This window comes from Methylothermus subterraneus, from assembly GCF_054656915.1.
Genome location: NZ_BAAHXK010000004.1, coordinates 98,963 through 112,265 on the forward strand (window position 1 = coordinate 98,963; position 13,303 = coordinate 112,265).

Genomic DNA, 13,303 nt, shown 5'->3' on the forward strand with positions numbered 1-13,303 from the left:
TTCCTATTTTTTGGCTTCTGCGCGTCGGCTACCCTATTTGAATTTCATTTTAGAGGGGAACCGATGCGGCAGAGTATCTTGGGCATTTGGGTCCTGACGCTGGCGACCAGTCCGGCACTGGGTGAGGCGATGCTGGAGCTGGAGAAAATCGAGGTGGTGGAGGAGACCCCGCTAGGCGGAGACGTTTCGGCGACTCAGCTTCCGGCCCACGTGCAGACGGCCACCGGCCAGGACTTGGAAAACACGCAGAGTTTCGCCATCAGCGATTATCTGCAAAATTATCTCGGCAGCGTCACGGTCAACGAGGCGCAAAACAACCCCTTCCAGCCCGACATCCAGTACCGCGGCTTTACCGCCTCGCCGCTGCTGGGCCTGCCCCAGGGGTTGACCGTCTATTTCAACGGCGTGCGTTTTAACGAGCCGTTCGGCGATACGCTCAACTGGGACCTGATCCCGGAAGGGGCGATCGAACGCCTAGAACTCCACCCCGGCTCCGATCCCCTCTATGGCTTGAACACCCTAGGCGGCGCGATCGTCGTGCGCTCTAAGACCGGTTTTTCCTTTCCCCGCCACCAGCTGGAGGGTTACGCCGGCTCTTTCGGGCGCCACAACGAGGAACTCTCGAGCGGCTGGAATAACGGTCGCTTGGGCTATTTCCTGCACCTGCGCCATTTTGAAGAGGACGGCTGGCGCGATTTTTCCCCCAGCCACGTGCGCCAAGCCTTTGGCGTCTTGAGCCTTAGGGGCAAGGCCGGGGCGCTCAACCTGACTTTGGCCGGCAACGACAACGACCTGACCGGCAACGGCGCCGTTCCCATCCAGCTGTTCCGGCAGGAGCAGAGAGCCATTTTCACCCATCCCGATGAGACCTCCAACCGCATGTTTTTTAGCAATCTGGACGGCGATCTGTGGCTCAACGACCGGATTCAGCTCTCCGGCAATGCCTATTACCGCTTCAACCGTATCCGCACCTTCAACGCCGACGATACCAACTTCGCGCGCTGCCTGCCGCCGGAGGACGCGTTCATGTGCGACGAGGCAGGCGAGAAGCTCGAAGACGTGGCGGGCGCTGAGGTTTTGGCTTCCGGTGCAGTCGATTCGGCCACCAACAATTTCAGCCAGACCCGCCAGCGCGGCTACGGCGCCGCGGTGCAAACGGCCTTTTTATACGATCTGTTCGGCTTAGAGAACCGCTTGGTGACGGGATTTAGCTTCGATCAGGCCCAGATTCGCTTCAATTTCGACACCGAGCTGGCGCGCCTGACGGAAAGCCGCGGCACCGAAGGCAGCGGCGTTCTGGTGGCAGAACCCAGGGTGCGCCTGGACAGCCAGATCACCCATTTCGGCGGCTTCTTCCTCGAACAGCTCACGCCTGTAAAAGACCTGACGCTTTCGGTTTCGGGGCGGTTCAACGCCACCCACATCGACCTCAAAGACAAGTTCGGGACCGAGCTGTCCGGCAGGCATACTTTCAACCGCTTCAACCCGGCTGCCGGGATCGCTTATCAAATGCTGCCGGAGCTGGGGATGTACGGGCGCTACAGCGTAAGTTCGCGCGCGCCGACCCCGGTAGAGCTGACCTGCGCCGACCCAGAAGCACCGTGCCGCTTGCCCAACGCCTTCTTGGCCGACCCGCCGCTCAAACAGGTGGTGGCCAGGTCCTGGGAGGCCGGGTTTAGGGGGACATTCGACCCCATCCCTTTAGGGGACGCGCTAAGCGTGCGCGCCAGGTGGCACGCCGGCTTTTTCCTGACCAAAAACCACGACGACATTTTGTTCATCAGCGCCGGCCGTCTCACCAGCCAAGGGTTCTTCAGCAACGTGGGCAAGACGCGCCGCCAGGGGCTAGAAGCCAACCTGACCGGGGAATTCGCCAACCAGGCCACCGGGGTCTGGTTCAACAAACTGCGCTATCATCTAAATTACACCTTCCTGGATGCGACCTTCCGCACACCGTTTCTGGCCCCTAGCCCGAACAACCCAGCTGCCGACGAAAGCGGCCGTCTTCCGGTCCGGCGGGGCGATAGGATCCCTGGGCTCCCCGAGCACACCTTCAAGTTCAGCCTGGATGTGGACATCCTGCCGCAATTTACCTTAGGGATGAGCGGCGTCTACAACAGCGACCGCTTCTTCCGCGGCGACGAGGCCAATTTAAACGATCCGGTCCCTGGGTTTTGGGTCTTCAACCTGCGCAGCGCGTACCGTATCAACCGTTATGTGCAGCTGTTCCTTCGGGTGGACAACCTGTTCGACAAGCGTTACCAGACGTTTGGCCTGTTTGGCGAGGCCGACCGGGTCTTGGGAGAAGAGTTCGACGATGCGCGGTTCATAGGTCCGGGCGCGCCGCGGGGAATCTGGGGAGGGATTCGGCTGCAGCTTTAAATTGTTTCTTTTTAGAAAAGAAAGTGGTGATTAAATCGGGGATAGAACAATCTTGGGAATCAGATACAATGAAAACCAGCTCGAAACTTGTTCTCCTCCTCTTTGGCGACCGATAAGGTCGCTTTTTTTTGCCTTAAAGAAAAAAAGCCCGCGCAGAGCGGGCCTTTTTTATTTATCGTATGTCTGCTCAAACAGAGCATGACAGTGCTGCGTTTTATTGTTGTTGTTATTTTCAGCGTACGGGGGACTCCTCCTCTTTGACGCTTTTTTTTAACACTTTTCCCCGTAGCGCGGGAGAAGTGTAACCCAAATTTAAAAAAGTCCAAAGTTTTTTGTGGCATTTGCCGCACTTTGGCTTGCTTTGCTTGCCTGTCAGGCGGTTTAAAATGGATTATCTGCAACCAACAGGGCGTGGCGATGGGGCAAATTCTGGAGGCATTGAGGCGTTGGGTTGGGGGCGAGGCGCAGCGGGCATTCTATAAGCGGCATTGTCCAGAGGTGGCTAAGCAAGCGGCGTTTGCGATTCGGCCAATGAGAAGGAGAGACTTAAAGGCGGTCGCTGCCATCGAGCAGTCCGCCTATGCGTTCCCTTGGCCTTTGGACGTCTTCAAAAGTTGCCTTAAAGTGGGCTACTCCTGCTGGGTAGGTGAAATAGGAGACGAAGTCGTCGCCTACGGCATTCTCTCCTTGGGCGCAGGAGAGGCGCATGTGATGAATATCTGCGTGGCCCCGCGCTGGCAGGGGCAAGGCTATGGCCGAAGGATGTTGGAGCACTTGATGCAGGCCGCTCGGCAACATCACGCCGACATGATGCTGTTGGAGGTCCGCCCCAGCAACACAGTGGCTATCCGGCTTTATCATCAGCTTGGATTCAACGAAATCGGCTGCCGTAAGGATTACTATCCGGCCGCCGGCGGCCGGCGCGAAGACGCCTTGGTGATGGCCCGGATGTTGTAAGACCTCCAGCAAGCTCGGTTTTTAATAACCTTCTATAACCGCTACAATAGCTAAATTGGCCGCGGCTAAGTGACGGATGCATTAAAAGTCTGTCTTGCTTACCCTCGAGCCGGATTTCTGTATAGCTGATTTAGTTACCGGCTCGGCGGACAAATAGTTAAAGTTAAAGCTCGAGGTGGCTTACATAACGGAGGATGTCCCTATGAATAGCGTTTTTACTGCCGCATTGCTGCTTTCAACCGCTGTTTTTATTACCGCGACTGCGCCACGCGCCGAAACTCCAGTCGCCAAGCCGACCCATGGCGAATATAAGGATTGGTTAGCGCTGAGCGTGTCCCATCGGCTGGATAAACATTTGGTGCGGGTTATCCTGGGTAACGACATCGCAGTTAAGGCTGCGCGCACCGGTAATACCAAACCTTGGCCGGACGGCACCATCTTAGCCAAGGTCAGTTGGAAGGAAAAAATCCATCCCAATTGGCCGCAAGCAGTGGTGCCAGGTGAATTCGCGGGCGCCGAAGCCATGGTCAAGGACAGCAAGAAATTCGCCGAAACCGGCGGATGGGGATTTGGCCATTGGGAAGGCGACAAACTGGTGATGAACGACAAGGAAAAGTCGGCGACTTGTTTTGCCTGTCATTTGGCGATGAAAGATAACGATTACGTTTACACCGCGCCACCTTTGCAGTAGGCTCAGCAGGGGCGTTTAAATTGCCCCATTCGGGGGCTAGATAACCACGTGTTCGGCGACGCTGGCCAACAAGGCCTGCAAGTCTTCGCCTCCTTCCAGTACAGGAAGGAAGCACCCGCGCTGATCCCCGCGTGTGCGGGGGAGCCTAGTGAATGAACCCGCCGGGCGTCCAAAAAAGAGGTCGATCCCCGCGTGTGCGGGGGAGCCGGGGGTTAGCCCGCGCCCAGAAGAATGCCGGCCGGTCGATCCCCGCGTGTGCGGGGGAGCCTCCATCGGGCGCAGATGTCCCTCAAAGAGGAAGGGTCGATCCCCGCGTGTGCGGGGGAGCCTGTATGCTGCCGCGGCTTTGATTTTAGCCCGAAGGTCGATCCCCGCGTGTGCGGGGGAGCTTTCTTGCCAGAGCATAATCACCGAGGCGTCTTGGGTCGATCCCCGCGTATGCGAGGGAGCTAATCATCGAAGTATCTTGTTCATAAGCAAACCATTCTTCCAGTACCGCCCAAATGCGGGCGCGTACCGCGGGCGATAAGCGGGGCGCAGAATAGACGCCAGGAGCCAGCTCCAGCATGGTGGAAGCGAGAAACCCCCGCATGCGGGGTGAGACGTTACGGGTCACGACCACCGTCATGGACATCGAGTAGCTCCTTAATGCGGTCGATCATCTTAGGGATAAGTTTTTCTTGCCGGAACATTCTCGCTGCCCGCTTGCGTACTTCGCGCTCTAGGGTGAGGTTGCTTTTGCCCTCTTGAATCGCTTTGACGCTGGCAAAGGCGAGCGGCAGCGTCAGGTCGGTGCGGTAAAGGTCGGCGATGTCTAGGGTGAAAGCGTTACTCGAGTCCTCATGGATGAAGCCTAAGGGCGGCAGCGCTCCCACGGCGGCCACCGCCAAGTCGGCGGCGGCTTCGACGAAAGTGGCGGCGTGGTTGATGGCCTGGTTAGGTTCATCGGCCGCGCTGGGATCGTCGCGGTCATAACGGCGCCCTTTCCAGTCGATGCCATACTGAGCGGCAATGATCTCGTAAGCGCGTTTCATGCGGGCGCCTTCGATGCCGCGTAGGGTCTCGATGTCGCGGTGGGGCGGAATGCGGCCGAAGCGCCAAGCATAAAGCTGGCGCGCCTTGTTGAGCCTTTGCTTGGGGTCGGCCCAGAGGAGCGCATGGGCTCGAGCCACGTCTGAGCGGCCCTGACCCATAGGCGGGGCGGTGTAACTTTTGACCCCGCCTTCGCCCACCGCGGCAATCAATGTGCCATGGCGGGCGCACAGGCGCAGCACGTCCTGCGTGATGCTCGTCCCGGGCCCGAGCAGGATCATCGAGACCGCCTGGTAGGGAATGGCGTAGTCGCCGGCGGCGAAGCTTTCGCTTTTGGCCGCCACGAAGCGCAACGTGCCATCCTCCACCGAGAGCCTGCCATATTCGAGATAAAGCAGACCATGCCGGTCGGCATGGGGGATGCGGGAGGCCGCCAGCCCCAGCCGCCCCGGGAGCAGACCAGGGTTAGGGCTCATCGCGGCGGGGCGAGCAAGACCATGCCAAATCCGAAAGCCCGGTGCCGGCCGATGCCGCGGGCGAGCCGCTCGGCAAAGCGGGCCGGATCGGCGATGACGGCCTCGGCGGCAAAGAGCGCCTGCGGCCGTTCGACGGTGCGCAAGCGCCTGTCCGAGGAGTGATCGCGCCGCAGCAGCCGGCTGCGTGCGCCCATGCCCAAAAGCCGTACGCCCTGGAGTTGCGCGGCGCCCTCCCACTGGCGCAGGAACCAGTCGCGATAGACCTCGGCACGCGGCGGGGCGGCTTCGCCCATGCGGTCGAGGGCTCGCAGATAGACGTCCTTTTCCTCGCCATCCTTACGCGATACCGGGCAGACGAGCACCTCGAGATGCAGCCGCTGGCCTTGGCGCCAACTTGCCGGCATCGGTTTGCTTGCAACGCCATCAAGATCGAGTGCCGCCCAGGCCAAGGGCGGCGCGAAGGCCTGCGCCCGTTCGAGCAGCTCGGTGGCGGGGTGCATCGTGTAGCCGAGCACTTCCTGGCGTCGCTCGAAATAGCGAAAGGGTTTGGGCGCCGCCGCGCCGAAGAGTGCGGCGAACCAGGCATGCAGCGTATAGCCCAGCGTTTCGTCTTCCTGGGTGATGCCGTGCTCGGCGGCAAAACACAACAGGCGCGGCGCATCGACAGGGATACGGATGAGATGAAGACCGCTCATGGGACGAGCTCCAAAATGCCCACCGCATAGCGTTCAGCGCCGACGTGGATGTTGTTACGCCAGTCACGCGCATCAAAGCGCTCTTCCGTGCTGGCGCCTGTTCCCTCGTCCAGAGGCCAAAGCGCGGGGATGGGGTAGGGGCGTTTGCGTGGGCCGATGTCGGCCAGGGGTTCCGCCGCAAGCGCGGCCCGCACGCCCTGGGCATGGCGGCGTCCGACCAGGATGGGGGCTGCCGGCAGACACGGCTTGCGGCCGATGAAGAGCGGCCGCGCGGGGACACGCAGGGCGTTTTCCAGCGCGTCCAGGTTTGGCTCGCCTTCGCCGTCCAACGCCAGTGCGACCGTGGCAACACCGTTGACCCAGTAGTCGCGCCAGCGTTCGTGGGTGTATCTCCCTTTTTGCCGAATCTGATTCTCCACATCGCCAGCTCGCTCTTCGATCCTTCCTCGTGTTGTCCATCCAGTGCCCCGGAGAAACTCGTGTCCGAGTTCTACCGTCTGGTAGTCGGTCAGCGGCTCGGGCTCGGCATCCCAGCGCGCGGCAAAGCGTAGCCGATCTTGCAGCGCCTGGAGCTTGCCAGTATCGCGGTGATCCCACCCGAGGGCGTTGGCAAGCAGCCCCGTGAGCAGCGATTTGCCGGGAAAGCGCCAGGTGGGGTTGATCTGATCGACCACCACGCCGCCAAAACTCATGAGGGGCGCATCGAAGCGCAGGAGCAGGCAATCCATGGCTCAGCTCCACACCGCATCCAGCGCCGCCCGGAGGTTGTCCGCGACGGTGGCGGGTGCCGGCAGCTTCGCGGGGACTGGGTCGAGCGTGGTCGACAGCCCGCGATAGCCATTCGGGCTGCCATACATTTGGTCGAGCCGGTTCAGGTAGTCGGCAAGCCGCTGCATGGCCATGACGCGCAGGTCCTGCTTTGCGTCCTTCCACGGCACCGCGTCCAGGAAGGCATTGGCCAGCGTGCGCGGCTGCGTGTTGCCTGCCTCCAAAAGCAGGAGATCGGCCCAGGCATAGGGGGCGGTGCTGCCTTTTTTGGCACCGGGGCTTTGCTGGGTAATGCTCGTGATGAGCGCCTCGATCACGCGCCGGGGAGTCGTGGCATCCTGGCTCTTCCACTCCTTGGCCTCACAGCCCGTCAGGTTGGCGACGAGCAGCGGTACGTCAATGGCCACATAGCCGTAAAAGAGACCTGCCCCGAGCTCGGTCTGGTTGGCATGCGCCGCTCCCGTTTCATCCTCGCGGTTGAGATCATCGACCACCGTGAAGTAGTCCATCTCGGTGTTGGCGGCGTGCACGGTGAAGGCGTGCGCGACGTGCACGGGGGCATCGACGCGGGCGAGCAGGTCAGAGGTGACCATGCGGCCGAAGAGGGCGGCGGTGAGCCCGGCCGCCTTTCTCATGGCTTTGATGTTTTCCTTTTCTTCCTTGGACTTGAGCCGCTCCGCGAGCGCCTTGGCAGGGTCTTCTTCGCGACTCGCCTCGACCAGCATCTGAGCCAAGTAATCCGCTTCGCGCAGGCCAAACAACACGGGTTGGTTGAGGTCACCCCCTTCCTTGACGCCTCCTTCGATGACGGCCTTGGCGAGCGGCTCAATCAACGCCGTGGCCTTATCTTCCGGGACACCGGCGGCGATGGCTTTGGGCAGAACGGTGCGCGTGAAGAAGGAACGGGTACGCTGCCCGTCAGGCAGATCGGGAAGTCGTGCCGTCATGTCCTCCCGCCAGTGGCGCTTGAGGCACTGGGATGACACCCGCAGACGGACGGCGTTGCCAAAGGGAATGCGCTTGGCGAGGTTCGCGTCGTCGCGGTTCAGGAGGCTTGCGGGGTAGCTGGTCAGGGTATGGATTTGCAGGAACATAGCGGGCTCCTTATTGGGTTTGCGTAGGGAGATAGCGGTAATAGGCAGCGGCGATGCGGCGGTTGAGGCTGTCGCGCTTGGTGGCATCTTGGGTGAGCAGGAACTGGGCTGCCTCGCCCCAGTCGAAGGCTTCGCCCTTGGCGGCGAGAAAACGCACGGCGCTCATGAAGAGATCGACGCGCACATCCTCCGGGGCGGAAAGCAGCCGCTCCAGGCGGCCTTCGGCAAACTCGCTTTCGGCAAGGGCCCGTCCCCACGGGCGCCTGGGGTTGTGGCAGTCCCTGCCGCAGGTGGCGATGCCCCAGGCGAGGGCCATCCAGGCTTCGGTTTCCGCTTCGCGCGGCAGCTCATCGCCGAGGTGGCGCAGCCACAAACGGTAGAAGGCCAAGGGGATGCGTTGACCCGGCGCCCAGCGACGCAGGGCGGCGCGGTCGCCGCTTGGGTAGTGATCCTGTCCGATGACGCCAGTGAGGCGCCCGATGCGGGAGGCCAGGTCTGGCGCCTCGGCGGATGCGGTCAGCGTGGTACTCATGCGAGGGTCTCCTCCAGGATTTCAGGTGGTTGGGAAGGGGTCCGGGTGGGCAGGGGCAGGCCGCTCTTGCGCAGCAAGCCAATAAAGGCGCGCTGGGCCTGGGTGATGGCGCGCCAGGTGCGGTTGGCGGGCAGCGGCAGGCGCTCGGTAGCTTCATCGAGCAGCTCCTGCGCCGCATTGACGAGCTGCTGCTGCCAGTCCGCTCGCACGGCGTCGTGTTCCTCCTCGGCGCCGCGCCAGAGGGTGGGGAAGTAGGATAATTCCCACCGTTTTACGAACCCGGTGTTTATAGATTCAATGAAAGGTTTGACTCTATCAAGGAAATGCTTGTGTTTTTTCATAGCCTGAAGCAATTCAGATAAATCCCTATCAAGACGCTTATCAGGTCCTAATAGCCGTTGGAACTCCCAGAAAAAGAGCATATTGAGAGAGTTTGATAACATTTGTTGTATTTTTTGGGCGTCCTTTAGCAGTTTCTCTGCAAGATGTCCTAGCGTCACGCGATGCTCTCTATGCAGTAACAAAGGACGAATCCTTGGCGGCACGGGCAGCTCGACATGAGAGAATCCACTGGTTTTGCAATTTCCCCCAGATATGAGGACGCTCCCAACCAGCCAAGCACAATCGTCGGTCGAGTCGGGTTCAAGTAAATTGGGTGTGTTTTCTATTTTCTGTTTGAACAGGAGTCTGCACAGGATTTCTGGTGTGAAGCCTGGATGGCTTATGGTTATGGCTTTCCCATCGCTGGTGATTGGTATCCATGGATCGCCAACATCACCGCTATGTGGCGTTTTCGGGCCAATTTGCCGCTCAGCCGTAACCCCTTGCAGTGCAATGATTTTATCATCATGAAGTTGCAATCGAACCAGTAACGCCGCTTCGATAAACCAAGGCTCGAGATCCTTCAGATAAAATTGGTGCTGATTACAATTCCATGGCTTTATCCATGTCAAAACAATGCCGCGGTCTTTCAAGTTGAATCCGGCAGCCAATACCTTGTGGCGCAGTGATCTCAATTTGGTCGTTTCACCGATGAACCGCTTGGAAGGATGGAGGTCGCGTACCCATGCAACGATAGGGCGACTGCCGGAACTGCTATTCATCCTTGCTATGCCATTTAGTTTTCCTTTGCCTCCTCTGTAGGGAGTTACTGTCTGGCGTGTCACCAAGGCGTAAATCCACCCCTCTGGATTCTGGGAGGTCATCCTGGCTCGTTTGATATCATGATTTCTTGAAAGAAAAAGCACGTCGATTTCATCGGGAGAAATTGCCTCCGCTTTGTAATTTACCTCTTGGTTCTTCGGATGCTGCATAAACGCAGGTTTGGTGACATCCTCCACGACCAGATGCCAGGCGCTTGCCATCCCATCTGCCAAGTCAAGTAAGCCGTCGCGCCAGTAGCTGGGGTCGGTGGGGAGTGTTTCAGTCGGCCGGCGCGCCTGGATGCTGGCGGCCAGCTGGACCAGAAACACATGCCAGGGGTCGGCCTGATGGGCGCGCAGGCCCGTGTACCCCTCTACTTCGTTGGCCGAGAGCCCGGCGAGGAGCTCGGGCAGGTTCACGCGGCGCTCGCCCCGGGGCGTGCGCACGCCGATGAGGGGGTCATTGAGCAGGTCATGCATCGTCTTTCTCCAGTCCGAAGCGGGTATAGCGGAATGCTGTCTCACCGATTTGGAAACGAAAACCCCCCTCGACGACTTCGGCGCACAGGGTTTCGGGAACCTGCATCTCCTTCAGCCAGCGCGCCGGAATCGCCACGCGCCGAATCATCGTGGCGAAGGGCGAAGACATGGGTATGTCGAAGGGAATCTCGTAGGTGGGTTCGCCCAGCCGGGTGAGGATGCGCTCGCCTTTGTCGGGGTAATGCAGATCACCGAAGGGCTGATCGTTGAGCACCGAGCGCAGGGCCTGCACGATCTCGGCCCGCACGATGCCATCGATCTGGCCGCCGTGACGGCGCCAGGCGTCGGGCAGCGCCTCAAGGGCTTCCGGGTGGGTGGTGCGCTCGATGCGTTCCCGGGCCTGTCGGGGCAGATCAAGCACCGGGTTTTGCTTCAGACTTTCCCATGTGCACGCGAGCACCCGCCCGTCGGCATAGACGCTGCCCAACCCGGCCGGGGCGTGCAGCTCGCCCTCCTCATTGAGGAATTCCGCGAGATTTTTCGGCGGCACGCGCACCAGGGCCTTGGGTGTCTCGAACCCCGGCGGGCGCTCATCCCGCAGATGCCGGTGCAGCCGTCCAAGACGCTGGATCAACACGTCCATCGGCGCCAGATCGGTCACCAGCCAGTCGGCGTCGATATCCAGGCTTTGCTCGAGGGTCTGAGTGCCGATGAGCAGCCGTGCGCCGGCTGGCGAGCCCTTGCCCAGTTGTGCTGTGACCGCGGCATCGAGCCGCTCCCGGTCTTCGCGGGCAAAGCGGCCATGGTGCGGGCAGCGCACGCCGTCCAGTGAAAAGAGGGCGGATAGCAGATGGGGGTGCTTAGCTTCCAGGGCTGCCTCCACCACCCGAAATAGGGCGTTGGCCCGTGTGACGGTGTTGCATATCACGAGCACGCGGGCGCCGCCCTTCAGTGCCTGGATTAGCGCCGGCAAGAGCGCCTCGTCATTGGTGAGGTTGGGGGCAAGCTCAACCTCAATGCGACGCTCGCGGGCGTAGGGCTGTGGCCAGGCGGTCGCTCGCGCAGAAATCAGCGGATAAGGGCGCAGGATCGCATCATCCAGTTTGGCGGCCGGCCTTTCGAAGAAGTCAGCCGCCGCGGTCTCGCCCAGGGTGGCGGAAAGCAGCAAGGCCCAGCCGCCCCGCGCCAGATGGGCGCGCAGCAGGACCTGCAGCACCTCGCGCATGTAGGGGTCGGAGGCGTGCACTTCGTCCACCACCAGGAGGTGACGGTCCAGACACACCGAGCGCAGCAGGCTATGCTTGACTTGAAGAACCGAAAGCAACGCCTGGTCGATCGTGCCCACCGCGATGGGCGCGGCAAGAAACCGCTTGGGTCGCTCCGCCGACCACAGTCGTTCGCGCTGGAGATCCTGCGTGCTGTCATCCCAAAGCACGCCCTGCGGGTCGGTGAGCGCCGCGGGCACAGCAATACCATCGGCTTTTACATAGCCCGGCGCGGCCAGAAGCACAGGGCGGGGGCGCGCATCGGGCTCAAAGGCTGCCTCGATGGCCCGTCGCACCCGTTCGTAGAGCTCGCGCGCGGCCACCCGGGTCGGCAGGGCGAAATACAATCCGTCCACCCGGCCCTCGGCGTACAGACGGAAAAACCAGGCGAGCGCCGCTTCGGTCTTGCCTGAGCCCGTGTCGGATTCAATAAGCAACAGCCGGGTGGCCTCGCCGGGTTCGAGGGTATGCCCCAGGGCCTCTTGCAACGGCGTGGGCTGAAAACCAAAGACCTGGGCGAAAGGCCTGGCGGTGCGTGGTTCGGGCGGGATGAGGCCGATGGCCTTCAAGGCCTGATGTGCGGCTTTGCGGGCAAACTCTGCACGCGCTTGGCCGTGTGGCGTGTGATAGGGGAAAAACTGCGTGTCCGAGCCGATCCAGTCGGCCAGCATCACCAGACCGGCAAAGCGTTGCTGCAGGGCGGGGGTGGCGTCGATGGGTTCCACATTGGCTGCAAAGGCGCGCGGAAACGCTTCCCTTGCCGCCGCGGCCAGCGCATCGAGGGCGGCGAACGGGTCATAGCCCTCGCCCGCTGCCCACCATTTCTTGGCGACTTCATCGATGTCCGATGCCTCGTAATCGTTTAAGGACACTGGCCGACCGTGGTGCGAGAGGCTGGCGAGCAGCATCTGGCCGGCTTGCTCCGGGTTCGTGAACCAGCCGACGATGTCGGTGATGAGCGATTGCCAGCCGGGCGGCCACCGGTCTTGCAGCTCGAGCAGCAGGGCCACGCCTTCCATGATGTGCCCGGCTGTGTCTTTTGCCGACGGATTGGCCTTGGCCTGGAAACCGCGATTGCACTTGCCGAAATCGTGGAGAAAGGCGAGGACCGCAAGCCGCAGCTTTTGGGACTCCGAAAGAGGGGGAAGGCGAGCGAGATTGGGAATCGAAAGCAGGCGTTCGAAAACGACAGCAACGTCTAGGCAGTGATCGGCCAGTGAGTGGACCGACCCGGTAGCAGGTTGATATTTACCCCAACAAAGCCAGGTGCTTTCAGTCAAGCCGGTTTTAAATTCTTTTTGAAAGCTAATTTAAAACTTAGCAGATGTTTAAAGCTTAGAAGATGCTGCGGTTGACATCCTTCCTACGGCTAAAGCCGGGAGATTCCCTGGGGTTACCCAGGATGGTTCGCGCTTCGTCGAATGCCGCCAGACACAACCGTAGCTATACCTGGTCTTACGTTCCCTCCACACGTAGTCACGGCCTGCCCAGCCGCCAAAATGTTTTTCGCGGCATTCCCGTCCCGATCCTGGACGGAGCCACAGGCTTCGCAACGCCATTCCCGTACAGCAAGCGGCATATCAGGGCGAAGCACGCCACAGAACGAGCACAGCTTGCTCGACGGAAAGAAACGGTCGATCTTCACGATGCGTTGCCATGCATCGTGGCCTTCGCCTCGATAGCACGGATGGCCGCGTCACTCAGGAAGTCTATTGGCAGCTGCACTGCCAGCCGCCCGATGCCTGGACCCATGAACTGGATCTTAGACCGTTTGTAGAGAACTTTTGAC

13 protein-coding genes are annotated in these 13,303 nt (G+C 60.8%); 4 read left to right on the forward strand and 9 right to left on the reverse strand.

Annotated elements, in window-relative coordinates; translation table 11 throughout:
- Window positions 1–63 precede the first annotated feature (63 nt).
- The 3 genes from ACYQ3M_RS05010 (at window position 64) to ACYQ3M_RS05020 (ending at window position 4,030) form a co-directional block, all read left to right on the forward strand.
- Window positions 64–2,382, forward strand: coding sequence for a TonB-dependent receptor (locus tag ACYQ3M_RS05010; RefSeq protein ID WP_460034961.1), 2,319 nt, complete (start codon window positions 64–66; stop codon window positions 2,380–2,382).
- Window positions 2,383–2,799: 417 nt separating this feature from the next.
- Window positions 2,800–3,339 (forward strand): ribosomal protein S18-alanine N-acetyltransferase, encoded by a 540-nt coding sequence (rimI, locus tag ACYQ3M_RS05015; RefSeq protein WP_460034962.1) that lies wholly within the window; start codon window positions 2,800–2,802, stop codon window positions 3,337–3,339.
- A 202-nt stretch (window positions 3,340–3,541) separates the two neighbouring features.
- Window positions 3,542–4,030 carry a cytochrome P460 family protein gene (locus ACYQ3M_RS05020; protein ID WP_460034963.1) on the forward strand — a complete coding sequence of 163 codons (489 nt, stop codon included), beginning with the start codon at window positions 3,542–3,544 and terminating at the stop codon, window positions 4,028–4,030.
- A gap of 352 nt (window positions 4,031–4,382) precedes the next feature.
- On the opposite strand, the gene cas2e is transcribed toward ACYQ3M_RS05020, so the two are convergent.
- From cas2e to ACYQ3M_RS05065, 9 genes are all read right to left on the reverse strand, one after another.
- Entirely contained in the window at window positions 4,383–4,664 is a 282-nt protein-coding gene (gene cas2e / locus ACYQ3M_RS05025; RefSeq protein ID WP_460034964.1) for a type I-E CRISPR-associated endoribonuclease Cas2e, read from the reverse strand.
- Window positions 4,636–5,538 (reverse strand): type I-E CRISPR-associated endonuclease Cas1e, encoded by a 903-nt coding sequence (gene cas1e, locus ACYQ3M_RS05030; protein ID WP_460034965.1) that lies wholly within the window; start codon window positions 5,536–5,538, stop codon window positions 4,636–4,638. Before cas1e ends, cas2e begins: the two co-directional genes overlap by 29 nt.
- Window positions 5,535–6,233 carry a type I-E CRISPR-associated protein Cas6/Cse3/CasE gene (locus tag ACYQ3M_RS05035; protein WP_460034966.1) on the reverse strand — a complete coding sequence of 233 codons (699 nt, stop codon included), beginning with the start codon at window positions 6,231–6,233 and terminating at the stop codon, window positions 5,535–5,537. Before ACYQ3M_RS05035 ends, cas1e begins: the two co-directional genes overlap by 4 nt.
- Window positions 6,230–6,961 carry a type I-E CRISPR-associated protein Cas5/CasD gene (cas5e, locus tag ACYQ3M_RS05040; RefSeq protein ID WP_460034967.1) on the reverse strand — a complete coding sequence of 244 codons (732 nt, stop codon included), beginning with the start codon at window positions 6,959–6,961 and terminating at the stop codon, window positions 6,230–6,232. Before cas5e ends, ACYQ3M_RS05035 begins: the two co-directional genes overlap by 4 nt.
- A 3-nt stretch (window positions 6,962–6,964) precedes the next feature.
- The gene (gene cas7e / locus ACYQ3M_RS05045) at window positions 6,965–8,095 is read right to left on the reverse strand and encodes a type I-E CRISPR-associated protein Cas7/Cse4/CasC (protein WP_460034968.1); all 1,131 of its coding nucleotides are present in this window, start codon (window positions 8,093–8,095) and stop codon (window positions 6,965–6,967) included.
- 10 nt (window positions 8,096–8,105) lie between these two features.
- On the reverse strand, window positions 8,106–8,627 hold the full coding sequence (gene casB / locus ACYQ3M_RS05050) for a type I-E CRISPR-associated protein Cse2/CasB (RefSeq protein WP_460034969.1): 522 nt from the start codon (window positions 8,625–8,627) through the stop codon (window positions 8,106–8,108).
- Window positions 8,624–10,249, reverse strand: a complete 1,626-nt coding sequence (locus ACYQ3M_RS05055) for a hypothetical protein (RefSeq protein ID WP_460034970.1) — start codon at window positions 10,247–10,249, stop codon at window positions 8,624–8,626. Before ACYQ3M_RS05055 ends, casB begins: the two co-directional genes overlap by 4 nt.
- On the reverse strand, window positions 10,242–12,794 hold the full coding sequence (gene cas3 / locus ACYQ3M_RS05060) for a CRISPR-associated helicase Cas3' (RefSeq protein ID WP_460034971.1): 2,553 nt from the start codon (window positions 12,792–12,794) through the stop codon (window positions 10,242–10,244). Before cas3 ends, ACYQ3M_RS05055 begins: the two co-directional genes overlap by 8 nt.
- A 113-nt stretch (window positions 12,795–12,907) precedes the next feature.
- Window positions 12,908–13,159, reverse strand: coding sequence for a zinc ribbon domain-containing protein (locus tag ACYQ3M_RS05065; protein WP_460034972.1), 252 nt, complete (start codon window positions 13,157–13,159; stop codon window positions 12,908–12,910).
- 11 nt (window positions 13,160–13,170) lie between these two features.
- Between ACYQ3M_RS05065 and ACYQ3M_RS05070 the strand changes: the two genes are divergently transcribed.
- The gene (locus ACYQ3M_RS05070; protein ID WP_460034973.1) at window positions 13,171–13,302 is read left to right on the forward strand and encodes a hypothetical protein; all 132 of its coding nucleotides are present in this window, start codon (window positions 13,171–13,173) and stop codon (window positions 13,300–13,302) included.
- Window position 13,303 lies beyond the last annotated feature (1 nt).

Bases quoted from the DNA above. Each gene is read 5' to 3' on its own strand.
- ACYQ3M_RS05010 (WP_460034961.1), top strand. From the start codon at position 64: ATGCGGCAGAGTATCTTGGGCATTTGGGTCCTGACGCTGGCGACCAGT.
- rimI (WP_460034962.1), top strand. From the start codon at position 2,800: ATGGGGCAAATTCTGGAGGCATTGAGGCGTTGGGTTGGGGGCGAGGCG.
- ACYQ3M_RS05020 (WP_460034963.1), top strand. From the start codon at position 3,542: ATGAATAGCGTTTTTACTGCCGCATTGCTGCTTTCAACCGCTGTTTTT.
- cas2e (WP_460034964.1), bottom strand. From the start codon at position 4,664: ATGTCCATGACGGTGGTCGTGACCCGTAACGTCTCACCCCGCATGCGG.
- cas1e (WP_460034965.1), bottom strand. From the start codon at position 5,538: ATGAGCCCTAACCCTGGTCTGCTCCCGGGGCGGCTGGGGCTGGCGGCC.
- ACYQ3M_RS05035 (WP_460034966.1), bottom strand. From the start codon at position 6,233: ATGAGCGGTCTTCATCTCATCCGTATCCCTGTCGATGCGCCGCGCCTG.
- cas5e (WP_460034967.1), bottom strand. From the start codon at position 6,961: ATGGATTGCCTGCTCCTGCGCTTCGATGCGCCCCTCATGAGTTTTGGC.
- cas7e (WP_460034968.1), bottom strand. From the start codon at position 8,095: ATGTTCCTGCAAATCCATACCCTGACCAGCTACCCCGCAAGCCTCCTG.
- casB (WP_460034969.1), bottom strand. From the start codon at position 8,627: ATGAGTACCACGCTGACCGCATCCGCCGAGGCGCCAGACCTGGCCTCC.
- ACYQ3M_RS05055 (WP_460034970.1), bottom strand. From the start codon at position 10,249: ATGCATGACCTGCTCAATGACCCCCTCATCGGCGTGCGCACGCCCCGG.
- ACYQ3M_RS05070 (WP_460034973.1), top strand. From the start codon at position 13,171: ATGCATCGTGGCCTTCGCCTCGATAGCACGGATGGCCGCGTCACTCAG.